We start from the raw sequence: 23,232 nt of genomic DNA on the forward strand, positions 1-23,232 counted from the left end.
ATCTGCTTCGGGCCCGTCATGGCATCTGGCGGCGCTCGAACCTGACGGTCCGGGCGCGGGTTGCGTTGTCCGCCAGAGTTAGCTCACAGCCGCGAAACCTGCGTCGAGGGCGGACAGGATGGTCTCCGCCTCTGCCTCGCTCAGCACCAGCGGCGGCGACAGAATGATGTTGGGGCCAGAGACCCGCACCATTGCGCCTGCCTCATAAGCAACCTCCTGCAATTTGCCGATGGTTTTCTTGTTCACGGCTGCCTTGGTGCTTCGGTCGGAGACCAGCTCCAGCGCGCACATCAGGCCATGGCCGCCGCGGACATCGCCGATCAATTCGTACTTCTGCTGCAGCGCCAGCAGTCCCTGGTGGATCTGGGTTCCGCGGACGGCGGCGTTTTCCGGCACGTTCAGGCGAAGCGTTTCTTCGAGGCAGGCGAGGGCGGCGGCGGCGCCGACCGGGTGGCCTGAGTAGGTGTAGCCGTGGCCGATCGCTGCCTTGCCAGTGGTGTCTTTCTCGAAGGTCTCTGTCATATGGTCCGCAATCATCACCGCGCCGAATGGGAAGTAGCCGTTGGTGATGGCCTTGGCCGTCGCCATCATGTCGGGCTGCACGCCCCAGTGGCGCGAGCCGCTCCATGATCCGCTGCGGCCGAAGGCGGTGATCACCTCGTCGGCGAGCAGCAGGATGCCGTGTTTGGTGCAGATATCCCGCACGCCGGGCATGAAGCTGGAATGCGGCGGTATCACCCCGCCCGCGCCGAGGATCGGCTCCATGATGAAGGCGGCAATGGTGCCTGCGCCCTGGAAGGCGATTTCGTCCTCCAGCGCCTGCAGGCAGAGCTGGGCGAGGCGTTCCGGGTCGGTTTCGTTGAACGGGTTGCGGTAGGTGTAGGGGGCAGGGATCTGGAAACAGCCGGGCAGCAGCGGTTCGTACTGGGTGCGGAAGTTGGCATTGCCATTCACCGAGGCGCCGCCCATGTGGGTGCCGTGGTAGCCCTTCTTCAGGCTCAGGAACTTGGTGCGGCCTTCTTCGCCGCGGATCTTGTGGTACTGGCGGGCAAGCCGCAGGGCGCTTTCCACCGAATCCGAGCCGCCGGAGGTGAAGAAGGCGCGGGTGAGCCCGTCGGGTGCAAAAAACTTGCGCAGCTCCTCTGCCAGCTGGATCACCTGGTCGTTGGTGGTGCCGCGGAAGGTGGAGTAGTAGGGCAGGACGTCCAGCTGCGCGGCGATGGCGTCCTTTACCACCTGGCAGGAAAAGCCGAGGTTCACGTTCCACAGGCCGCCGACAGCATCGACCACCTCATGCCCGTCGATGTCGGTGATCTTCACCCCTTGGGCCGAGGTGATGATGGCGGGCGGGTTGGCCAGGCTGTCGCCGGGATGCGCCATCGGGTGCCAGAGGGATTTGGCATTGTGTTCTTTCAGAAAGTTGGAGTCTTTCATGGGGCAGCTCCTGGATGCGGCCCGGTCCGGGCCGGTGAGAGGTTCAGGCGGTTTCTTCCTGCGGATAGTCCGAAGGGGCAGAGCCGCCGATGCGATGGGTGAGAGTGGCGCCCGCGCGGCGCAGGGCCGCCGGGATCAGATTTTTTTGTTCTGCGGTCATCCGGGAGACTGGCGCGGCCACGGCCAATGCGCCGATCACTTTGCGGTCCGGGCCAAAGATGGGAACCGCGTGGGAATGCACATCCGCCTCAAATCCGCCGATGGACTGGGCAATGCCGGTGCTGCGGACCTCGTCCAGCTGGGCGCGGATTTCCTGAGGGTCGGTGATGGTTTCGGAGGTGCGTGCCTCAAGCGGCTGCGACAGCACCTCCTCGGCAAATCCGGGGTCGGCATAAGCCAGAACCGCCATGCCGGAACTGGTGCCGTGGAAGGTCAGAACCTCGGCGTCCTCCATCATGACCTTTGTGGCATTGCGCGGGGAATAGGCGTGCGACAGTGAATTCAGCTGGCTGCCCTGAAGCAGCGACAGGTGGGTGGTCTCACCGGTCTCGTCGCTGAGGTCACGCAGCACCCGGCGCGAAACAGAAAGAATCGGAACCGCTGCCTCGCGCAGGGCTGCGAGGCGCAAGACCTGCGGGCCGAGCCGGTAGGAACGATCGCTGCCGGCCTGTTCGACAAAGCCTGATTCCTGCAGTTCGCTCATCAGCCGGTAGACCGTTGCCTTGTTCATGCTCGACAAGCGCGTGAGGTCGCTGAGCCCGATCTCAGTCCGGCCATGGTTAAAATAAGTCAGTAATGACAAGGCTTTGGACACGGTTCCCATGCTCTTGCCGATGCTCCCTGTTAGGTCTTGCCAGGTGCCGTCTGCGCAAAAAGACGCACCTTTGATGCAATTTTGTTGACAGATAACGGGGGCGCCTGTCAATCTAAATTCAAACCAATGGTTCGAATAGTGAACCGAATGGCCAAACTGGGAGGAAAGCCATGAAACTCAAAACCCTCATGAAAGGGGCGGTCGCAGCGGCGGCGCTGGGGCTGAGCGCGGTTGCGGCGCAGGCCGAGTATCCGGAAAAACCGGTTAACTTCATCGTGCCGTGGCCGCCGGGTGACTTGGAGGATGTGCTGACGCGGATGATCGCCGAGGATTTCCAAAACGAATACGGCGTTGCTGCAGCTGTGGTGAATAAACCGGGCGGCGGCGGCGGGCCCTTCCCGGGGGCAATCGAGGTCGCGAATGCGCCGAGCGACGGCTACACCATCGGCTCTTTCGTGATCGGTGTGCCGGTGATGGGCCACCAAATCGACATCCCGCCGCTGACACCGGCCAAGTTCGACCCGCTGGGTATCTTCCTGACCTATCCCTTTGTGATCGCCACCTCAGGCGATGCGCCCTACAGCACGATGGAAGAGCTGGCGGCCTATGCCAAGGATAACGACGTGGCGCTGGGTCATTTCGGCGATGTTCTGACCCCGACGCAGGTGACCAAGGCCTATGCCAAGAACGCCGGCTTTGAATGGGGCTCGGATGCGGCATTTGATGCGCTGGACTGCAACACGCTGGCCTCCGGCGATGCGGATGTGATCAACACCACGCTGCAGCTGGTGCTGCCCTGTCTGGATCAGGTCAAGGTGCTGGTCTCTATCACTGACGGGCGTATCCCGCTGGTCCCAGATGCGCCGACCATAGGCGAGCTGGACGAAAGCCTGAATATCGCCCTGTGGAACGGGCTGTTCGTGACCAAGGATACTCCGCAGGACGTGCGCGACAAGATTGTAGCTGTTGCCGAGAAAACGGTGATGAGCGAGCGCGCCCAGAATATCGCCAAGGAAACCGGAGCACTGGTTTACTGGCAGAGCGCGGACGACAGCGCAGCCCGCGTGGCCAATGACATCGATACCATGGCCCGCATCGGCGGCTTGCTGTCGGAATAATCCTCCCCCTGCATCGGGGCCTTGCGGGGTCCCGGTGCCCTTTCCCTTCGCGCGGACAAAGAGCTCCTCAGATGCCATCGGAACGTGAACGCCGCTTTGTAGGACCGCGGCGCGGTCAGCTTGTCTTTGCCCTGGTCATGGTGGGCGTCGCATTGCTGCTGCTGGTCCTGATTACGGAGCAGACCACTTGGGTGCAGAAGACGAAACTGTTTGCCCAACCCCGGTTCTGGCCTGCTGTCGCCATCGGCGGCATGGTGCTCTTGGGCGGGCTGCACCTCTACAAGCTGCCCTGGCGGCGGGTCAGCCGTTATGACCTGTGGGAGGTCAAGCGCTGGGGGCAGGTGTTTGAATTCGCCGGCTGGTTCATGGGTTATGTCCTGCTGGTTCCCATAATCGGTTACCTCCCGGTGACGCTGGTTTTCGTTCCGCTGTTGAGCTGGCGGATGGGCTACCGCAGCCCGCTCATGCTGTGGACCAGCGCGGGTTTTGCCGTGGCCGTGGTGGTGCTGTTCAAGGCCTTGCTGTCAGTCAAGATCCCTGGCGCGCTCATCTATGAGTACCTGCCGGGATCGCTGCGCAGTTTCTTCATTCTCTATCTCTGAGTGCCCGTCATGGACCTGATCCTCTCTGCAATAGACATCCTGATGCGCTGGGACGTGGCGCTGGCGCTGCTGGCGGGTTCAGTCGGCGGCGTGCTGATTGGCGCCATTCCCGGTGTTGGCCCGGCAGTGGCAATTGCGATCCTGCTGCCCGCGACCTTCTCGATGGACCCGATTGTCGGGCTGACGGTGCTGCTGGGGATCTACGGCTCCTCCATGTACGGCGGTGCGATCCCGGCGATCCTGATCAACACGCCCGGCACCGCGGTCAATGCGCTGACCACCTATGACGGCTATCCGATGACCGCGCGGGGCGAGCCGCGCCGCGCCTTGAGCCTGGCTTATTCGGCCAGCTTCTTCGGCGGCATCTTCTCGGTCATCTGTCTGATCCTGTTTGCGCCGGTGCTGGCAAAGATTGCGCCGATGTTCGGTTCGCGCGAGATTTTCATGGCGGCGCTGCTGGGCCTCATCCTGGTGGTGGTCGCGCACCGCGGCCAGGCGTTGATTGCCGGGACGCTGGCCTGCTTCGGGATCTTCCTTCAGACCATCGGGCTGGAGCCGGTGAAATACACCCAGCGCTACACCTTCGGGCAGGATTTCCTGGGCGGCGGGATCAACCTTATCGTTGTGGTTCTGGGGCTGTTTGCGATCTCGCAGGCGTTTGTCCTGCTGACCGACGAAGACGAGAAAGTCCAGATGACCCGCCTGCGCGGCGGCATGTTCCAGGGGCTGCGCGAGCTGGTACGCCATCCGCGCGTAGCGGGGGTCTCTGCCACCTTTGGCGTCTTGATGGGGATGATCCCCGGTGTGGGCGAGTTCACCGCGCAGTTCATGTCCTACACCTATGCGCAAAAGACATCGAAACGGCCGCAGGATTTCGGCAATGGCTCCACCGAAGGTCTGATTGCTGCAGAAACCGCCAACAACGCGGTGCCTGCTGCTGCCATGGTGCCGCTTCTGGCGCTGGGCATTCCGGGTGAGGCGCTGACGGCAATGATGCTGTCGGTGTTCTATGTGCACAACGTGGTGCCGGGGCCGGGGCTTTTCCAGAACGACATGGACTTTGTCGTCGCACTGTATCTCGCACTGCTGGTGCTGAATGTGCTGGTGCTGCTGTTCCTGCTGTTTGCCACCCGGTCGCTGATCCAGGTGGTGCGCATCCCCAACCGGTTTCTCGGCGTCTGCATCCTGACGCTCAGCTTCGTCGGGGTTTATTCCCTGCGCAACTCCGCCACCGACTGTGTGATGGCGGCAGCGTTTGGCATCCTCGGCTATATCCTGAAGCGCCTGTCGCTGCCGTCGGTGCCGATCATCCTGGGCATGGTCCTGGGCGGCATCATGGAGGTGAAGCTGCGCGCGGGCATGGCGCGGGTGAAGGAACCCTTTGATTTCATTGACCGCCCGGTGGCGTTCATCCTGTTTTGCATCATCATCATCGTTCTGGCGGTCCATATCCTGCGGGTGCTGAAGGACCGGAAGGAACTGAAGGAGGCCGAATGGCAGACCAATCGCGCATCGACAAGCTTCGGCAGCTTGATGTGGCGCCGCAGAAACTCTTTCTTGAAGGATCATGGAAAGAAGGTTCGGGCCAGACACTCGAAGTTGCTTCGCCGGTTGACGGATCTGTTCTGACGACGCTGGCGGGCGCCTCTGCAACCGATGTCGAAAAGGCTGTGGCTTCGGCGCGGCGGGCATATGAGGATCGCCGCTGGGCCGGACTGAGCCCCGCCGCGCGCAAGCAGGTGCTGCACAGGATTGCGGACCGGATCGCTGCCGAGGCGGTTGAGCTGGCGGTTCTGGGCGTGCGCGATAATGGCACCGAGTTCAATATGGCTCTGAAGGCAGAGCCGGGATCGGCAGCGGGAACTTTCCGCTATTATGCTGAGGCGCTGGACAAGGTGGCGGGTGAAGTCGCACCGACCGCACCCGACGTGCTGGGGCTGGTGCACCGGATGCCGGTGGGTGTGGTGGGGGCAATTGTTCCCTGGAATTTTCCGCTGATGATCGGTGCCTGGAAGCTGGCGCCGGCGCTGGCGATGGGCAATTCGGTGGTGCTGAAGCCTGCCGAAACCGCTTCGCTCTCCTTGCTCCGGCTGGCCGAAATCTGTTCCGAATGCGGGCTGCCGGACGGGGTGCTGAACGTGGTGACCGGCTCCGGTGCTGAAACCGGCGCGGCGCTGGCCGCTTCAATGGATGTGGATGTGCTGGCCTTCACCGGCTCAGGCGCTACGGGGCGCAAGCTTTTGGAAGCTTCGGCGCGGTCTAACCTCAAGCGTTGTTACCTGGAGCTGGGCGGCAAGTCTCCCAACATTGTCTTTGCGGATGCGCCGGATCTGGGCAAGGCCGCAAAAGTCTCTGCGGCGGGCATCTTCCGGAACTCCGGACAGGTCTGCATTGCCGGTTCCCGCCTGCTGGTCGAGGCTTCGATTCACGACGAGTTTGTTGAGACGCTGAAAGCTGAGGCGGAGGCACTGCTGGTGGGCGACCCGCTCGAACTGAGCACGCAGGTCGGCGCTGTGAACTCTGAGGAGCAGCTTCGCCGCAACTTGTCGTTCATGGACATGGCGCGGTCCGAAGGCGGGCAGGTGGTGACCGGTGGCACGCGCATTCTGGAAGACACAGGCGGCAACTATATGTCGCCGGCCATCGTGACCCATGTGACCCGGGATCATGCGCTGTTCCAGCGCGAGGTTTTCGGGCCGGTTCTGGCAGTAACCAAGTTCGAGACCGAACAAGAAGCGTTGAGTTTGGCCAATGGTACCGACTTCGGATTGGCCGCCGCGGTTTGGACCGAAAACCTGTCACGCGCGCACCGGATGGTCGCTGGCGTTCGTGCCGGTGTCGTGCATGTGAACACCTACGGCGGTTCGGATAATACCGTTCCGTTAGGGGGCGTCGGACAGTCGGGCAACGGGCATGACAAGTCGCTGCACGCGCTGGACAAATACACCGATCTAAAAACCGCTTGGATCCAGCTCTGAAGCAGGCTTCGCGAGAGCAAAATCTGCGGCCTCCGGCGGGCGTATTTTTGGTAAGATGAAAAGCTTGGGCGTGCCGGTGACCGCCGTCCAGGCGCTGATTAAACGGGAGACAAAGCCTGTGGCAGACAAGACCATTCTGGTTGCCGGAACCTATGACACCAAGGACGATGAACTGGGCTACCTGGCGGAGGTGATCCGTGGTCAGGGCGGCAAGGTGCTGACGATGGATGTGAGCGTGCTGGGGGATCCCAGCCAGCCCGCGGATATCAGCAAGCATGAGGTTGCTGAGGCTGGTGGCAGTTCGATAGAGGCGGCGATTGCCTCGGGGGACGAAAACACAGCCATGCAGATCATGGGGGCGGGGGCCGCGGCCAAGTCGCTGGAGCTATACCGGGCAGGTCGCATTGACGGGGTGATCGTGCTGGGCGGCACTATGGGCACCGACCTCGCGCTGGACATGTGTGCGGCATTGCCGGTTGGAGTGCCGAAGTACATCGTTTCCACCGTCGCATTTTCGCCGCTGATGCCGCCGGAGCGGATTCCGGCGGATGTGCAGATGATCCTTTGGGCTGGCGGGCTCTATGGACTGAATTCGATCTGCAAGGCATCGCTCAGCCAGGCCGCCGGTGCGGTGCTGGGGGCGGCTCGGGCGGTGGAGCCGCCCAAACGCGACCGGCCGCTGATCGGCATGACCTCTTTCGGCAAAACGGTGCTGCGCTACATGGTGTCGCTGAAACCGGCCTTGGAGGACCGCGGCTTTGAGGTCGCGGTTTTCCATGCCACCGGCATGGGCGGGCGGGCTTTCGAGAGCTTGGCAGCGGAGGGCGCCTTTGCGGCGGTGATGGATTTTGCCCCGCAGGAAGTGTCGAACCACCTGTTTGGCGGGCTGTCAGCGGGGGCGGACCGGATGACCAACGCAGGTAAATCCGCGACGCCGCAGCTGGTGGCGCCGGGCTGCTATGACCTGGTGGATTTTGTTGGGTGGCAGGACACTCCGGTACAGTTGCAAGGCCGGGAGACGCACGCCCACAACCGGCTCTTGACCTCCGCCATGCTGGAAGCGGAAGAGCGGCGGCAGGTGGCGCGGGCGGTTTGCAGCAAGCTCGCCACCGCGCAGGCGCCGGTGACGGTGCTGCTGCCCGCGGGCGGCTGCAATGAATGGGACCGCTTAGGTGCACCGCTGCATGATGCGGAGGGGTTGGCGGCCTTTTGCGAGGAAATGCGAGAGCGCTGCCCGGAGAATGCGGAGCTGCATGAGCTGGATTGCCACATCAATGACGCTGACTTCTGCGCCAAGACCTTGGAAATCCTCGATGGCTGGATCGCCAGCGGGGTGGTGAAAACCGGCTGATACGCTTTGCGGCAGCGTTGCCGGATAAGGTGTTTCAAAAAGGTTCCATTTTCCTCAGTTTCTGTTACGTAAATTCCAGCAAAACAGGCCGCCGGAGGCTGCGAGCACCGTGATGCGGGGTTTGCGGGGCTTCTGCTGTCATTGGGGCTTGGCGCCGGTCCGGCTGCCGTGCCTAATCTGTTGGGAACGGGGGGCAGGCACTGCCGCCGCGGACGAGAGAGGAAGACCGGATGAGTGAAGCCATTGCATATGAGCGCGTCGGCGATATTGCCGTTCTGAAGGCGCAGAACCCGCCTGTGAACGCGCTGGGCATTGATGTGCGCAAAGGGCTGCTGGCCGGGATTGAGCGTGCCGAAGAAGAGGGTGCCAAGGCAGTGCTGATTTACGGCGAGGGTAAGACCTATTTTGCGGGTGCCGATATTCGCGAATTCGGCAAGCCGCCGCAGGACCCCTACCTGCCGGGTCTGTGCAGCCGGATCGAAGCCTCACCGCTGATCGTGGTCTCTGCCATGCACGGCACGGCGCTGGGCGGCGGGCTGGAGGTGGCCTTGTCCTCGCACTACCGGATTGCAGTGCCTACGGCAAAGATGGGGCTGCCCGAGGTCAACCTGGGCATTCTGCCCGGTGCGGGCGGAACCCAGCGGCTGCCGCGGCTGGCCGGAACGGAGGCTGCGCTGGAGATGATCACCTCGGGCCGCCACTTTGGCGCGGCGGAGGCGCTGGACAAGGGCATTATCGACCGCATCGAAGATGGCGCGCCGCGCGAGATCGGCCTGGCGTATGCGCAGGAACTGCTGGATGCAGGCGTGCCGCGCCGGGCGGTCGGAGACATGCCTGCGCCGGAAGCGGTGGACTTCGATGCCATTTATGAGGTGACGCTGAAGAAGGGCCGCGGCCAATTGTCTCCGGCAACAGCCGTGCGCGCGGTGCAGGCCGCGGCTGAGGCGGAGAGCTTTGAAGCCGGCCTTAAGCGTGAGCGCGCGCTGTTCACTGAGCTTATGGAATCGGATCAGCGGCAGGGGTTGATCCACGCATTCTTCTCGGAACGTGCGGTCAGCAAGCTGCCGGAGCTGGACGGCATTGAACCGCGGGACGTTTCCGCCATGGGGGTAATCGGCGGCGGCACCATGGGGGCGGGCATCGCCACTGCGGCGCTGCTGGCCGGGCTGCAGGTGGTGCTGGTCGAGATGACGGATGAGGGTGTGACCGCCGCGCGCGGCCGGATCGAAGGCAATCTGCAGGGGGCCTTGAAACGGGGCAAGATCACCCAGGTGCAATTTGATCAGCTGACCGGCGAGGCGCTGACCGTGTCCACGGACTATGCCGCGCTGGGGCAGGTGGATCTGGTGGTCGAGGCCGTGTTCGAGGACATGGGCGTCAAGCGCGAGGTTTTCGGCAAGCTGGATGCGCATTGCAAGCAGGGGGCGGTGCTGGCGACCAATACCTCCTATCTGGATGTGGATGAGATCGCCGTTGCAACTTCCCGCCCGCAGGATGTGATCGGGCTGCATTTCTTCTCCCCCGCCCACGTGATGAAGCTTTTGGAAGTTGTGGTCGCTCAGAAAACCGCGCCGGAGGTTCTGGCCACCGGCTTTGCTCTCGGAAAGCGGCTGAAGAAGGTGGCGGTCCGTTCCGGCATCTGCGACGGCTTCATCGGCAACCGGATCATGAACGCCTACCGCAAGGCGGCGGAATATGTGGTGCTGGATGGCGCTTCGCCCTACCAGGTGGACAAGGTGGTGACCACTTTCGGCTTCCCGATGGGACCGTTTGCGATGGGCGATTTGGCGGGGTTGGACATCAACTGGGCGGCCCGCAAGCGCCGCGCGCCGACGCGGAATCCGCGTGAGAGGGTGCCGCGGTTCTACGAGATGCTCTGCGAGGGCGGTGACTTCGGCCAGAAGACCGGCAAGGGCTTTTATGTCTACGAGGCAGGCAAGCGCGGCGGCGTCCCGAACCCGGAGGTGGCGGAGCTGATTGCCCGGGACCAGGAGCAGCAGGGTGTCACCCCGCGGGAGTTTAGTGATGCCGAGGTACTGCGCCGCTACATGTGCGCCATGGTGAACGAAGCCGCCAAGGTGGTGGGCGAGGGAATCGCCCGGCGTCCGCTGGACGTGGATATGGTGATGCTGTTCGGCTACGGGTTCCCGCGGTTCTGGGGCGGTCCGCTGAAATGGGCCGATCTGCAGGGGCTGGACGGCATCCTGGCCGATATCAAGGTCTATGCGGAAGAGGACAGTTTCTTCTGGCAGCCGGCGCCGCTGCTGGAGCGTTTGGTGGCTGAGGGCAGAACCTTCGGCGATCTGAACAAAGGCGCCTAGGCAAGCGGGCGGCGCCCCTCCGGCCCGTCGAGGGCCATCGGGGCGCGGCCCGGCGTTGCCGGGCTGGACGCGCAAACGCTGACCGTAGCACGAAAAAAGCGCCGCGCGGAACGCGCGGCGCCTGGCCCAACAAGAGCCGCGCATCTTGGATGCGCCCGGCGATTGGCGGGAGAGTCCGGTGCTCAGGTCCAGGTGCCTTCGGTCGAGGCACGGATCTTGCGGATGTTCTCGCCGTAGACTTCCGGAGTGTTGACCGAACCTCCCTTGAACACGGCGGAGCCTGCGACCAGCACGTCGGCGCCGGCTTCGGCCACCAGCGGCGCGGTGGTGGGATCGACACCGCCGTCGATCTCGATATGCACCGGGCGGTCGCCGATCATTGACCGCAGGCGGCGGATCTTGGCGGTCATGTCGATGAACTTCTGGCCGCCGAAGCCCGGGTTCACAGTCATGACGCAAACCAGATCAGTGAGGTCCAGAAGGTGCTCAACGGCCTCTGCCGGGGTGCCGGGGTTCAGTGCGACACCTGCCTTCATGCCCGCGCCGCGGATCGCCTGCAGGGTGCGGTGGATGTGCGGGCCTGCCTCAATATGGGCGGTCAGCACATCTGCACCGGCATCGGCGTAGGCGTCGATATAGGGATCGACCGGCGCGATCATCAGGTGCACGTCCATCACGGTTTTCACATGCGGGCGGAACGCTTTCACCGCCTGTGGGCCGAAAGTAAGGTTCGGCACGAAATGCCCATCCATCACATCCACATGCACCCAGTCTGCGCCTTGGGATTCGATCGCCTGGATTTCCTGGCCGAAGTTGGCGAAATCGGCGGAGAGAATGGAGGGTGCGATCTTGATCTTGCGGTCAAAGGACATCTGGCAGCTTCCTTTTGCAAAGGGAAATGAGGAGTCGAAGGCCGTATAGACCGTCCGGCCCGCTGTGCACAGGGGCAGATTAAGCATCGGGTCCGTTTCCTTGGGCGCTGCGCCTGCCGGTTGCGCCGGGCCGCGTTACAAAACTTTCACGGCAGTGACACATGAGCTTTGAGCAGGGCCGATAGGCAATCCCGGAACGAGAAGGGAGCGCCCCGGTGCTGCGCATTGACAAACTGACCAAACGCTTCGGCGGTAAGATTGCGGTGGATACCGCCACGCTGGACATCGATAAGCCCTGCATGATCGGCATCATCGGCCGCTCCGGCGCAGGTAAATCCACTCTGCTGCGGATGCTGAACCGGCTGGAAGACGCCAGCGGCGGCCGCATCCTGTTCGAGGGGCGTGAAATTACAGGACTGAAGGGCAAGGGCAAGCGCGCCTGGCAGTCCGAGTGCGCGATGATTTTCCAGCAGTTCAACCTGGTGCCGCGAATGGACGTTGTTTCCAACGTTTTGCACGGCACATTGAACCGCCGCAATGCGATGGCGACGCTGTTCAACCTCTATCCGATGGCAGATATTCACACGGCGATCGACATCCTCGACCGGCTCGGAATTGCTGAACATGCCGCCAAGCGGGCAGAGGCGCTGTCGGGCGGCCAGCAGCAGCGGGTGGCGATTGCCCGGGCGCTGATGCAGGACCCGAAAATCATTCTGGCGGATGAGCCGATTGCCTCGCTGGACCCGATGAACGCCCAAACCGTGATGGAGGCGCTGCGCCGCATCCACGAGGAAGACGGGCGCACCGTGATTGCCAACCTGCACACGTTGGACACTGCGCGCCGCTATTGCGACCGGGTGGTCGGGATGCGCGACGGGCGCATCGTCTTTGACGGGCTTCCGGAGCAACTGACTACCGGGGTGGCCCGCGAGATTTACGGCGCCGGAGAGGAATTTTCCGAGGCCGCCACCTCAACCGAGATCGAAACGCTGGAAAAGACGGACGCGATGCGCACCGCCATTCCCGCCGAATAACCCCGAACCTGAATTCATCGACCCGGCGGGCTGCTCTGCCGGGACCCAACCGGAGAGACATGAGATGAAGAAACTGATTGCTGCCGTTCTGGCAACCACCGCGCTGACTGCCCCTGTTGCGGCAGAAGAGATCAAGGAATTCCGCATCGGCATCCTGGGCGGAGAGAACGCTCAGGACCGTTTGAGCAAGCAGGAATGCCTGCGTGAAAAGATCGAGGAATTGCTGGGCGTTGAAACCAAGCTGTTTGCCCCTGCCGACTATAACGGCGTGATCCAGGGCCTGCTGGGCGGTACCATCGACATGGCGTGGCTGGGTGCTTCGGGCTATGCCAAGACCTACCTTTCTGACCCTGAGGCTGTTGAGCCGGTGCTGGTCAAGGTGAACACCGATGGCAGCTATGGCTATTACTCCATTGGCTTTGCCCGCAAAGACAGCGGTGTCGAAACCCTGGAAGACCTGAAAGGCAAGACTTTCGGCTTTGGCGACCCGAACTCCACCTCCGGCTACCTGATCCCGTCGATCGAAATTCCGCAGGTGACTGGCGCGACCATGGACTCCGGTGACTACTTCGGCGAAGTGAAGTTCACTGGCGGCCATGAGCAGACCATTGTGGCCGTAGCAAACGGCGACGTGGATGGCGGCGTCAGCTGGGCAGACGGCCTGGGCGAATGGGAAGACGGCTACAATTCGGGCGCGCTGCGCCGCGCCGTGGATGCCGGCCTGGTCGATATGAACGACATGGTGGAAATCTGGAAATCGGCGCCGATCCCGGAGGGCCCGTTTGTTCTGCGCACCGAACTGCCCGAAGATGTGAAGGTCAAAATGACCGGATTGCTGGCCTCGATGAACTCTATCGACCCGGACTGCATGTATAACGTGCTGGGCGGCGAATCCAAAGGTCTGATGCCGATCACCCATGACGCTTACGAAGTGATCATCGAGGCCCGCAAGCTGAAGTCCCAGTAATTTCAGCCCAGCACTTATTTAGTTGTGCTCTGCGGGGTTCCGGGCCGGTCTTGGAGCCCCGCAATTTCCTGGATGGACCCAGTAACACCCATCCCTAGAAGATCAGGATCCCCAAATGGCAGATTTGACAGCCGCCCGGCCGGGCATCGAGGACATCCGGCAGCACTACACCGCCCATACCCAGCGCAAGCGGCTCTATGGCGGTATTCTTCTGGCGGTTTTTGTGGCGCTAATGGTGTCTGGATTCCGCACAGCGGATGCGCGTAACGCAGGCTCCTTTGCTGACGGGTTCACCCGCATTTTCGACTATCCTGCCGAAGTTCTCGCGGAGGCCGCCGAAAAGGCGGCGCAACTGCCGGGCCATGTGGTGCATTTCTTTCCGGCGCTGGTGGAGACATTGAACATCGCCGCCGCTTCGACCCTGGTGGGGGCCGTGTTCGGCACACTGCTGTCGCTGCTGGCGACCCGCGGCATGGCGCCTTGGCCCGCGCTTATCCCGCTGTTCCGCCGCATCAGCGATGTCTGCCGGGCGATTCCGGAAATCGTCATTGCGCTGGTGCTGATATTTGTGCTCGGCGGCGGGCCAGTGCCTGCGATGATCGCGATTGCCATCCACACCGCCGGCGCGCTGGGCAAACTGTTTTCCGAGGTGAACGAAAACGCCTCGCTGAAACCGGTTGAAGGCCTCACCTCCGTCGGCGCCACCTGGGCGCAGCGGATGACGCTGGGGGTGATCCCGCAGGTCGGCCCGAACTATGTGAGCTATGCGCTCTTGCGCTTTGAGATCAACATCCGGGCCTCTGCCATCCTTGGTTTCGTTGGCGCGGGCGGTATCGGCTACGAGCTGAAAAACGCCATGTCCTGGGGGCAGGGGCGCTATGACGAGGCCGCCTCGATCTTTCTTCTCCTGTTTGTCTCAATCGTGGCCGTTGACCAGCTGTCCGGCCTCTTGCGTGACCGCCTGACCCATGGAGCGAAGGCATGACCACTTTTGACACCACCCTAACGCCGGCAGACCTGAAGTCGGACATCTCGCGGCTGTTTCTGAAAAAGCGGCTGATGAATTTTGCCCTGCCCGCCGCGGTGCTGGCCTATCTCGCCTATGTCTTTGTGGTCTTCGACATGCCGGGGCTGTGGGAGCGTGCCAGCCTGGACAACGCCACGACCCTGGTCAGCGACAGCTACAGCTACAAGACCCATGTCACCCGAGACAACCGCAGCGGTGAGGTGTCGGTGGCCATCGAGGGCGAGCGCAAGGGCGCCTATCCCGACGGCATGTCACCGGACTGGGTGGCCCTGGGCGAGACCACTGTGATTGATCTGGAGGCTGGGCATAAGGTCACCTTCGGCCCGGAGACCATCGCATATGAAATCCCCGGCTATGGCACAGTGCGCGCCACGCCGAGCCGCAGCGCGGGCGTGCAAGCGGAACTGCCTGCCGGTGATGTGCCGGAGTGGATCAGTGTTTCGAAGAACCGCCTGGCCGTCACCACGGAGGCGGGCCGCCTGACCGTGACCCGCAACCGGGCGGAAGTTTTCCGCTATTTCGCGGGGTGGGAGCTGTTCTTCTTTACCCTCGACAGCCCGTACTACGGCATGGGCGCAGGGGAGCTGGTGCAGCGTGCCGCCACTGGCGAGGCTGGTGCGATCTTTCAGGAGTTTTGGACCAACAAGATGTGGCGCCATCAGGATGTGGCTTGGGCCATTGCTGAGACTCTGCTGATGGCCTTCCTCGGCACCATCGGTGCCGGCATCATCGCGCTTCCGCTGGCCTTTCTGGCGACCCGGAATTTCATGCCCTTGCGCAGCATTCGCTTTGCCATGCGCCGCGTGTTCGATTTCGTGCGCGGCGTCGACTCGCTGATCTGGACAGTGGTGCTGGCGCGGGCCTTTGGCCCCGGACCGCTGACCGGCGCGCTGGCGATTCTGGTGACGGACACTGGCACCTTCGGTAAGATCTTCTCCGAGGCACTGGAGAACGTTGACCAGAAGCAGATCGAAGGCGTGGCCTCAACCGGAGCCAAGCCGGTGCAGCGCTACCGCTTCGGGGTGATCCCGCAGATCACGCCGGTTCTGCTGAGCCAGCTCCTTTATTTTCTCGAGTCGAACACACGGTCAGCCACCATCATCGGCGCTATCACCGGCGGCGGCATCGGCCTGTTGCTGACCCAGGCGATCATCACCCAGAAGGACTGGGAGGAAGTGGCCTATTACATCACCTTGATCATCCTGATGGTGATGCTGATGGACTGGTTCTCCGGCTGGCTGCGGCGCCGCCTGATCAAGGGCGAGGGCGGCAAGGCCAAGCGCAAGCCGCGGAAGCCGGAAGAGGGCGGGGCGTTCCTGCTGCCCTGACCTTGCCCCGGCTTCCTGAGGAGGACTGACAATGCCCCGGTTGAAGGCTGAAGAACCGTTCATCCACCCTGATTGCACGATCACTGGCAGCCGTTTCGGTGCCTATGTCGAAATCGGCGCCGGCTGCCGGGTGGCGAACGCAGTAATCGGAGACTACAGCTATTGCGACCGGACCTGTGACATTGCCAATGCAAAGATCGGCAAGTTTGCCAATATTGCCAGCTTCGTGCGGATCGGCGCCTCCGACCATCCGATGGAGAAAGCGTCTCTGCATCATTTCCTCTACCGCTCTGCAAGCTATTGGGACGATGCAGAGGATGATGCGGAGTGGTTTGACCGCCGCGCCGGGCGAACTGCCTGCATCGGCCATGACACCTGGATCGGCCATGGGGCAATGATCAAGCCTGAGGTGACCATCGGGCATGGCGCGGTCGTGGCCTCAGGCGCGATTGTGACCAAGGACGTGGCGCCCTACACCATAGTTGGCGGCAACACAGCCAAGGTGATCCGCCGCCGCTATTCTGAGGCGGTTGCCGAGCAGATGATGGAACTGGCGTGGTGGGACTGGGACCACGAGGCCTTGCGGACCGCGCTGCCAGACTTCCGCAGCTTGAGGGCCGAAGAGTTCCTGGAGAAGTATTCCTGATTCCGCAGGCGGGCAGCTCCCGCCTGTTCCAGCACATTCCCAGAATGTGCGTCACAGTTGGGCGTGGCGCCGTTGCGCGGCGACGCGCTTCAGGGGCAGGTTAGCCCTGAAGCGCTTTTTCTATTTTCGGTCTCCCATCCCCGCCTCAAGGGTGAACGGCGCTGCGCGCCGCCGCTTGGCGGCCCTTGAGGCGGGGATGGCAGGGGTCAGGCGGCGCCTGCGTCCACAAGTTGAGTGGCGATGTCCAAGAACACCTTGGCCTGGGCGCTGCCGGGCTTGGCTGCCACGATGGGCGTGCCGTTGTCACCAGCCAGCCGCACGTCCAGATGCAGCGGTACCTCGCCCAGCAGCGGCACGTTCAGCTTTTGCGCCTCAAGTGCGACGCCGCCGTGACCGAAGACATGTTCTTCATGCCCGCAGTTGGAGCAGATGTGGATGGACATGTTCTCGATCATGCCCAGTACAGGCACGTTCATTTTGCGGAACATGTCGATGCCCTTGCGCGCGTCGATCAGCGCCACATCCTGAGGGGTGGAGACCACGATGGCACCGTCCACATGGGTCTTCTGCGCCAGCGTCATCTGCACGTCGCCGGTGCCGGGCGGCAGGTCGACGATCAGCACGTCCAGCTCGCCCCAATTCACCTGCCCCAGCATCTGCTGCAGCGCGCCCATCAGCATCGGGCCGCGCCAGATCACCGCCTGGTCCTCGCCGGTCATCAGTCCCATCGACATCATTGTGACCCCATGGTTGCGCAGCGGCAGGATGGTCTTGCCGTCGGGGCTGGCGGGGCGGCCGCTGACCCCCAGCATTTTGGGCTGCGAGGGGCCATAGACGTCGGCATCCAGCAGGCCCACTTTGCGCCCTTGCATTGCCAGCGCGCAGGCGAGATTGGCGGAAACTGTGGACTTGCCAACGCCGCCCTTGCCCGAGGCCACGGCGAGGATCCGGGCCACGCCGGGCACCTTCTGCGGCGCCTGCTGCTGCGGCTGGGCTGCTTTCTTCGGTTTCAGGTCCGGCGGTGCCTTTTCCGAATGGGCGGTGAGCATCGCAGAGACCTTCTCAACCCCCGGCAGCGCCGCCACTGCCGCATCAGCCTTATCGCGCACCGGACCGTAGGCGTCAGACTTGCCGGGATCGATTTCCAGCACAAAGCGGACGGTGCTGGCTTCGACAGTGACGGCACGGGCAATGCCTGCGCTGACGATGTCGCTGCCGCTAACGGGGTCGGTGATGGTCTTGAGCGCCTCAAGGACGGTTTCACGGGTGACGGTCACGCCGGTCTCCTGTAGCTGGTCATGTCTTGCGCCTGTTCTGGCGCAATTCGGCTGGTCTTGCCAGCCATACCCGGGCAGGAGTTTGATTTAGCGCATCCTGGAGTCAGCTTTTTTGCGGGCTGGCCTTGTTCAAGACCGGACACTTGTCGGCAAACGCCGCAGCGCCGCGCGTCAGCGCGGCGCTGGGCCCAACGGGAGGAGGCCCATCGGGCCGAGGACGGGCGGGAGGATCCCGTCAGCTGGCTAAGGCCACTTCGGCGGCGTTCATCACCGCGCCGATGCGGCGGCCGGTGTCCACCATGCGGTTAGAGAATCCCCATTCGTTGTCATACCAGCTGACCACCCGCACCAGCCCCTCCGCTGTGACAGCGGTTTGCGCTGCGGCAAAGCAGCTGGAATGCGGGTCGTGGTTGAAGTCGACGGATACAAGCGGGTCATCCTCGTAGGAAAGGATGCCCTCCAGCCCATTCGTGGCAGCCGCTTTGACTGCGGCATTGACTGCTTCAACTGTGGCTGGGCGCTCCGGCACAAAGCTCAGATCCACAACGGAAACGTTGGCAGTGGGCACCCGGATGGCAGAGCCTTCCAGGCGGCCATTCAGATGCGGCAGCACCTCCGAAATTGCCCGGGCCGCTCCGGTGGAGGTGGGGATCATTGATAACGCGGCGGCACGCGCGCGGTAGAGGTCTTTGTGGCTGGTGTCATGGGTCGGCTGGTCGCCGGTATAGGCGTGGATCGTGGTCATATAGCCGGTTTTGATGCCAAAGGCCTCGTCCAGCACCTTGGCCAGCGGCGCCAGGCAGTTGGTGGTGCAGGAGGCGTTGGAAACGATCAAATCCTCTGCCGTCAGGTCCATGTGGTTCACACCAAAGACCGCAGTCCGGTCGGCATTCTTTCCGGGGGCGGAGATCAAAACCCGCTTGGAGCCGTTTTTCAGATGCCGGGCGGCATCGTCACGAGCGGTGAACAGGCCGGTACACTCATAGGCGATGTCCACATCCTCCCAGGGAAGGTCCTCCGGGTTGCGGAAGGCGCTTAGGCGGATGCTATGAGGGCCGACGCGGATCAGATCGTCCGCCAGAAACACAGGTGTCTTCAGGCGTCCGTGCACGCTGTCGTATTTCAGCAAATGCACCAGCGTTTCCGGCGGCGACAGGTCGTTGATGGCCACGACCTCGATATCCCTGGCATCGCGTTCCAGCAGCGCCCGCAGTACCCCGCGGCCAATCCGCCCGAATCCGTTGATTGCAATTTTCAGTGTCATCTCTGATCTCCGGCTGGTGTACCGGAGTTCAATCCGGTAGCGATAACGGTTGCGATACCGATAGCGATAACGAATGCGAAAATCAAGCCCCTCGCCGGCAGAGCAGCCCTTGCGGTGGCCAGCAAACTGCAGGAGCATGGGGGGATGACCAAGAAACTGCTTCTGAAAGACGTGGCCAAGCTGGCCGGTGTCAGTGAGATGACCGCGTCCCGTGCCTTGCGCGGGGCACCGGATGTATCAGCCAAGACCAAGGCGAAGATCGAGGAAATTGCCCGGACCCACGGTTATGTTCCGAACCGGATTGCCGGTTCCCTGTCCTCGCAGTCGGTCAATCTGGTGGCGGTGGTGGTGCCGTCGCTGAACAGTTTTGTTTTCCCGGAGGTGCTCTCTGGTATTTCTGCCGTCTTGAAGGACAGTCCGCTGAAGCCCGTCGTTGGCGTCTCCGGCTACGACCTTGAAGAAGAGGAAAGCGTCACCCGCGAGATGCTCAGCTGGCGCCCTTCCGGTCTGATTGTCGCCGGGCTGGAGCACACCGAGGCAACACGCCGGATGCTGCAGCAGGCCGACTGCCCGGTGGTGGAGGTGATGGATGTTGACGGCGACCCTGTGCGCCACTGCGTCGGCATTTCGCATTTGCAGGCAGGCCGCGATATGGCAGAGCAGATCCTTGCCCGCGGCTACCGCAAGATCGGTTTCATCGGCACCAAGATGCCGCAGGATTTTCGTGCCAGGAAACGCTTTGATGGCTTCACGGACGGGCTGGCGGCGCAGGGTGTGACGCTCGGCGATACTGAGCATTACTCCGGTGAAAGCGCAATCCAAACCGGCCGCCAGCTGACGGCGCAAATGCTGGCGCGCAGACCGGATTTAGAGTGCATTTACTATTCCAGCGATGTGATGAGCGTTGGCGGGCTGATGCATTGCCTGGCCGCGGGCCTGTCGGTGCCCGGTGATATCGCCTTGGCCGGTTTCAATAATCTTCAAATCCTGCAGGGCTTGCCGCTGCAACTGGCGACGACGGATGCCTGCCGCCATGAAATCGGTGAACGCGCGGCGCAGATCATTCTGAAATCGCGGGAGCCGGGCGGGACAGACGGGCTGGTATTCAATCGCTTGGCACCGGCAATCAGCCTGGGTGAGACGCTGTAGTCAACCGCCGGAATCATAAGCATTTCCTTCGGAAGGGTACGGGCCTGCCGGGCCGCCCGGCGATTTTTCTAGCTTTACCGGCCGCCCCGAGGCAACCTGAGAACATGGTTCCAGTGCAGCACGGGTCAGCCCGCTAAAGGAGTGCAGATGCCTAAGTACAACGACATGTTCGAGCTTTCGGTCGAAGATATGGACCTGATTGAAACCTCGTTGCGCCACACGCGGGATGCATTATCTGAAGCGCATCCCGCAGCGGGCAGCGCAGATGCGGAAACCCTGCGCCGGGTTCATGCCCTGCTGGGGCAACTGCATAACCAAAAGATATTCTATTACCCGAAGGACAAGGTTTATGTCAGCGGGTGAAGCCTCTGCCAAAAGAAAAAGCGCTCCCCGCGGGACGGAGAGCGCCGTAGCCTGTGATATGGCTTAAGTTCACATCGCAGCCTTGAAAAGCTGGGTAAGATTTTCCTCGGTCAGCTCAATCGGGTTGCCGCCGCAAGAGGGGTCAATGATGGCCCCCTTGACCAGCTCGGGGATGGCCGCTTCGGTTACGCCCAGGTCTGAGAGACCGCGCGGGATGCCCAAGGAGTCGTTCAGCTCCTGCACGAAGCTGCGGAACCCGTCGAAGCCGCCATCAATGCCCAAGTAAGCCGCCGCCATGTTGAACCGGTCCGCAATCGCAGCGGCATTGAACTCCAGCACCGCGGGCATGCAGACCGCGTTGGTGGTGCCGTGGTGGGTGTTGAAATGCGCGCCGATCGGGTGGCTCATCGCGTGGATCGCGCCGAGGCCCTTCTGGAAGGCGGTGGCGCCCATTGCAGCCGCCGACATCATCTGCGCGCGGGCCTCGATGTCGGTGCCGTCGGCATAGGCGCGCGGGAGGTAGTCCTTGACCAGGCGCATGCCCTCCAGCGCAATGCCTTGGGACATCGGGTGATAATGGGGGCTGCTGAACGCCTCGACGCAATGAGCAAATGCATCCAGTCCGGTGCCTGCAGTGATGAACTTGGGCATGCCGACGGTCAGCTCTGGATCGCAGATCACCACCGCGGGCAGCACCTTGGGGTGGAAGATGATCTTCTTCTGGTGGGTGACGCTGTCGGTGATCACCGAGGCGCGGCCCACTTCGGAACCCGTGCCAGCGGTGGTCGGCACTGCGATGATCGGCGCAATGGCATCGGCGTCGGCGCGGGTCCACCAGTCGCCGATATCCTCAAAATCCCAAACCGGGCGGGTCTGCCCTGCCATGAAGGCGACCATCTTACCCAAGTCCAGGCCGGAGCCGCCGCCAAAGGCGATCACCCCGTCATGGCCACCCGCATTGTAGGCGGCAACGCCGGCGTCCAGGTTCTTCTCATTCGGGTTCGGATCGACCTCGGAGAACATGGCGCGGCCCAGGCCTGCGGCCTCCAGAATGTCGAGTGTGCCTTGGGTGACCGGCAGATCGGCCAGGCCTTTGTCGGTGACCAGCAGCGGGCGCGTGATGCCGGCGGCGGCACAGGCATCCGCCAGTTCCTTGATCCGGCCTGCGCCGAACTTGATTGCGGTCGGGTAGGACCAGTTTCCAACGAGAGACATGATGTGTTCCTTTGATGCAAGTGGCCCGCCCCGGGAGGAGAAACGGGGCGGGCGGGGCCGTCCGTCAGCCGGTGACCTTTTTCAGGTGATAGGATTTCGGACGGGTCAGATTGTGATAGCCGATGACCGAGAGCCCGCCGCCGCGGCCGGTGTCCTTGCAGCCGGTCCAGCACAGGCCCGGATCCAGGTAGTCGGCGCGGTTCATGAAGACAGTGCCGGTCTCGATCCGGTCCCCCACGGCTTGCGCCCGCTCCACATCTCTGGTCCAGAGCGAGGCGGTGAGGCCGAAGTCGCTGTCATTCATCAGCCGGATGGCTTCCTCATCCGAGGAGACCTTCATGATGCCGACAACCGGGCCAAAGCTTTCCTCCCGCATCACCCGCATGTCGTGAGACACGTTGGTCAGGATTTGCGGCGTCAGATAGGCGCCGCCGTCATCCTCGGAAAAGGTCCCGATATGGGCCACCGCGCCCTCCTCAACCGCCTCGGCGATCTGGCCGCGCACCTCGCTGGCAAAACGCACATTGGCCATCGGGCCGATGGTGGTCTCCGCATCAAGCGGGTTGCCCAGCTTGTAGCCCTTCACGATGGCAATCGCTTTCTCCAGGAAGGCGTCAAACAGGCTTTCGTGCACATAGATCCGCTCGATGCCGCAGCAGCATTGGCCGGAGTTGAACATGGCGCCGTCAATCAGCGTGTCCACCGCGGCGTCCAGATCGGCGTCTTCCATGACATAGCCCGGGTCCTTGCCGCCCAGCTCGGTGCCAACGCCGGTGAAGGTGCCGGCTGCCGCGCGCTCCATCGCCTGGCCGCCGCCAACCGATCCGGTAAAGTTCACGAAGTTGAAGGCCTTGGCGGCAATCAGCTCCGAGGTGGTGCCGTGATCCAAGAAGACATTCTGGAACACGTCTGCGGGGACCCCTGCGGAATGGAAGGCCTGCGCCATGCGCTCGCCCACCAGGAGGGTCTGGGTCGCGTGCTTAAGAACCACGGTGTTACCGGCAATCAGTGCCGGTGCCACGGTGTTGATTGCGGTCATATAGGGGTAGTTCCAGGGGGCGACCACAAAGACCACCCCATGCGGAATACGCTTGATGTAGCGCTTGAAGGTTGCGTCCTCGCCGACCTCAATATCCGCCAGCGACTCTGCAGCGATCTTTGCCATGTGGCCTGCGCGCTCGTTAAAACCGCCAAACTCGCCGCCGTAACGCACCGGCCGGCCCATCATATGCGCCAGTTCCGGCACGATTTTATCGTTCATCGCACCGACGGCGGCCACGCCTGCCATCACCAGTTCAATGCGCTCCTGCAAGGGCCGTTCCGCCCAGGCTGTCTGCGCTGCCCGTGCCCGTTCCGCCGCTGCAAACGCGTCCTCGCGCGACAGCACTTCGCGTTCCGCAAAGACCGATCCGTCAACCGGTGAGATGCATTTCAATACCTGGCCCATTGCCATTCACTCCATTCAGAAAGGG

20 protein-coding genes are annotated in these 23,232 nt (G+C 62.7%); 13 read left to right on the forward strand and 7 right to left on the reverse strand.

What is annotated here, in order from left to right; translation table 11 throughout:
• Nucleotides 1-78 precede the first annotated feature (78 nt).
• Nucleotides 79-1,434 (reverse strand): aspartate aminotransferase family protein, encoded by a 1,356-nt coding sequence (locus tag RA25_RS21435; RefSeq protein WP_039174879.1) that lies wholly within the window; start codon nucleotides 1,432-1,434, stop codon nucleotides 79-81.
• A 43-nt stretch (nucleotides 1,435-1,477) separates the two neighbouring features.
• Nucleotides 1,478-2,257, reverse strand: a complete 780-nt coding sequence (locus RA25_RS21440; protein ID WP_039174881.1) for an IclR family transcriptional regulator — start codon at nucleotides 2,255-2,257, stop codon at nucleotides 1,478-1,480.
• 161 nt (nucleotides 2,258-2,418) lie between these two features.
• Between RA25_RS21440 and RA25_RS21445 the strand changes: the two genes are divergently transcribed.
• The 6 genes from RA25_RS21445 (at nucleotide 2,419) to RA25_RS21470 (ending at nucleotide 10,618) form a co-directional block, all read left to right on the forward strand.
• The gene (locus RA25_RS21445) at nucleotides 2,419-3,366 is read left to right on the forward strand and encodes a tripartite tricarboxylate transporter substrate-binding protein (RefSeq protein ID WP_039174883.1); all 948 of its coding nucleotides are present in this window, start codon (nucleotides 2,419-2,421) and stop codon (nucleotides 3,364-3,366) included.
• 71 nt (nucleotides 3,367-3,437) lie between these two features.
• A complete protein-coding gene (locus RA25_RS21450; RefSeq protein WP_039174885.1) occupies nucleotides 3,438-3,968 on the forward strand; it encodes a tripartite tricarboxylate transporter TctB family protein in 531 nt (176 codons plus the stop codon).
• 9 nt (nucleotides 3,969-3,977) lie between these two features.
• Complete coding sequence (locus RA25_RS21455; protein ID WP_039174887.1) at nucleotides 3,978-5,597, forward strand: tripartite tricarboxylate transporter permease; 1,620 nt, start codon at nucleotides 3,978-3,980, stop codon at nucleotides 5,595-5,597.
• Nucleotides 5,504-6,946: an aldehyde dehydrogenase gene (locus RA25_RS21460; protein WP_082023127.1), complete on the forward strand. Its 1,443-nt coding sequence runs from the start codon at nucleotides 5,504-5,506 to the stop codon at nucleotides 6,944-6,946. The genes RA25_RS21455 and RA25_RS21460 overlap by 94 nt, the downstream gene beginning before the upstream one ends.
• Before the next feature lie 118 nt (nucleotides 6,947-7,064).
• Complete coding sequence (locus tag RA25_RS21465; RefSeq protein ID WP_039174916.1) at nucleotides 7,065-8,297, forward strand: Tm-1-like ATP-binding domain-containing protein; 1,233 nt, start codon at nucleotides 7,065-7,067, stop codon at nucleotides 8,295-8,297.
• 230 nt (nucleotides 8,298-8,527) lie between these two features.
• Nucleotides 8,528-10,618, forward strand: coding sequence for a 3-hydroxyacyl-CoA dehydrogenase NAD-binding domain-containing protein (locus RA25_RS21470; RefSeq protein WP_039174888.1), 2,091 nt, complete (start codon nucleotides 8,528-8,530; stop codon nucleotides 10,616-10,618).
• A gap of 182 nt (nucleotides 10,619-10,800) precedes the next feature.
• On the opposite strand, the gene rpe is transcribed toward RA25_RS21470, so the two are convergent.
• Nucleotides 10,801-11,490 carry a ribulose-phosphate 3-epimerase gene (gene rpe / locus RA25_RS21475; RefSeq protein ID WP_039174918.1) on the reverse strand — a complete coding sequence of 230 codons (690 nt, stop codon included), beginning with the start codon at nucleotides 11,488-11,490 and terminating at the stop codon, nucleotides 10,801-10,803.
• A 215-nt stretch (nucleotides 11,491-11,705) separates the two neighbouring features.
• Here rpe and phnC point away from each other — a divergent pair, with 215 nt between their 5' ends.
• From phnC to RA25_RS21500, 5 genes are all read left to right on the forward strand, one after another.
• Nucleotides 11,706-12,524, forward strand: coding sequence for a phosphonate ABC transporter ATP-binding protein (phnC, locus tag RA25_RS21480; protein WP_039136719.1), 819 nt, complete (start codon nucleotides 11,706-11,708; stop codon nucleotides 12,522-12,524).
• A gap of 64 nt (nucleotides 12,525-12,588) precedes the next feature.
• A complete protein-coding gene (gene phnD / locus RA25_RS21485; protein ID WP_039174890.1) occupies nucleotides 12,589-13,491 on the forward strand; it encodes a phosphonate ABC transporter substrate-binding protein in 903 nt (300 codons plus the stop codon).
• 115 nt (nucleotides 13,492-13,606) lie between these two features.
• Nucleotides 13,607-14,476 carry a phosphonate ABC transporter, permease protein PhnE gene (phnE, locus tag RA25_RS21490; RefSeq protein ID WP_039174891.1) on the forward strand — a complete coding sequence of 290 codons (870 nt, stop codon included), beginning with the start codon at nucleotides 13,607-13,609 and terminating at the stop codon, nucleotides 14,474-14,476.
• Nucleotides 14,473-15,846, forward strand: coding sequence for a phosphonate ABC transporter, permease protein PhnE (gene phnE, locus RA25_RS21495; RefSeq protein WP_039174893.1), 1,374 nt, complete (start codon nucleotides 14,473-14,475; stop codon nucleotides 15,844-15,846). The genes phnE (RA25_RS21490) and phnE (RA25_RS21495) overlap by 4 nt, the downstream gene beginning before the upstream one ends.
• A 31-nt stretch (nucleotides 15,847-15,877) precedes the next feature.
• Complete coding sequence (locus RA25_RS21500) at nucleotides 15,878-16,492, forward strand: chloramphenicol acetyltransferase (protein WP_039174895.1); 615 nt, start codon at nucleotides 15,878-15,880, stop codon at nucleotides 16,490-16,492.
• A 206-nt stretch (nucleotides 16,493-16,698) separates the two neighbouring features.
• Here the strand turns inward: RA25_RS21500 and RA25_RS21505 are convergent, their stop codons facing one another.
• Together RA25_RS21505 and gap are read right to left on the reverse strand one after the other, a co-directional pair.
• Nucleotides 16,699-17,769: an Mrp/NBP35 family ATP-binding protein gene (locus RA25_RS21505; RefSeq protein ID WP_039174896.1), complete on the reverse strand. Its 1,071-nt coding sequence runs from the start codon at nucleotides 17,767-17,769 to the stop codon at nucleotides 16,699-16,701.
• Nucleotides 17,770-18,004: 235 nt separating this feature from the next.
• The gene (gene gap / locus RA25_RS21510) at nucleotides 18,005-19,033 is read right to left on the reverse strand and encodes a type I glyceraldehyde-3-phosphate dehydrogenase (protein ID WP_039174898.1); all 1,029 of its coding nucleotides are present in this window, start codon (nucleotides 19,031-19,033) and stop codon (nucleotides 18,005-18,007) included.
• Between the two features lie 144 nt (nucleotides 19,034-19,177).
• Here gap and RA25_RS21515 point away from each other — a divergent pair, with 144 nt between their 5' ends.
• Together RA25_RS21515 and RA25_RS21520 are read left to right on the forward strand one after the other, a co-directional pair.
• Nucleotides 19,178-20,182, forward strand: a complete 1,005-nt coding sequence (locus RA25_RS21515) for a LacI family DNA-binding transcriptional regulator (protein ID WP_019296726.1) — start codon at nucleotides 19,178-19,180, stop codon at nucleotides 20,180-20,182.
• 147 nt (nucleotides 20,183-20,329) lie between these two features.
• Nucleotides 20,330-20,545 carry a hypothetical protein gene (locus RA25_RS21520; protein ID WP_019296725.1) on the forward strand — a complete coding sequence of 72 codons (216 nt, stop codon included), beginning with the start codon at nucleotides 20,330-20,332 and terminating at the stop codon, nucleotides 20,543-20,545.
• Nucleotides 20,546-20,614: 69 nt separating this feature from the next.
• On the opposite strand, the gene RA25_RS21525 is transcribed toward RA25_RS21520, so the two are convergent.
• On the reverse strand, nucleotides 20,615-21,760 hold the full coding sequence (locus tag RA25_RS21525; RefSeq protein ID WP_039174900.1) for an iron-containing alcohol dehydrogenase: 1,146 nt from the start codon (nucleotides 21,758-21,760) through the stop codon (nucleotides 20,615-20,617).
• Nucleotides 21,761-21,824: 64 nt separating this feature from the next.
• Entirely contained in the window at nucleotides 21,825-23,207 is a 1,383-nt protein-coding gene (locus tag RA25_RS21530) for an aldehyde dehydrogenase family protein (RefSeq protein ID WP_039149172.1), read from the reverse strand.
• Nucleotides 23,208-23,232 lie beyond the last annotated feature (25 nt).

The sequence above is a fragment of the Leisingera sp. ANG-S5 genome, assembly GCF_000813925.1.
In the GTDB taxonomy this organism is placed as follows: Bacteria; Pseudomonadota; Alphaproteobacteria; order Rhodobacterales; family Rhodobacteraceae; genus Leisingera.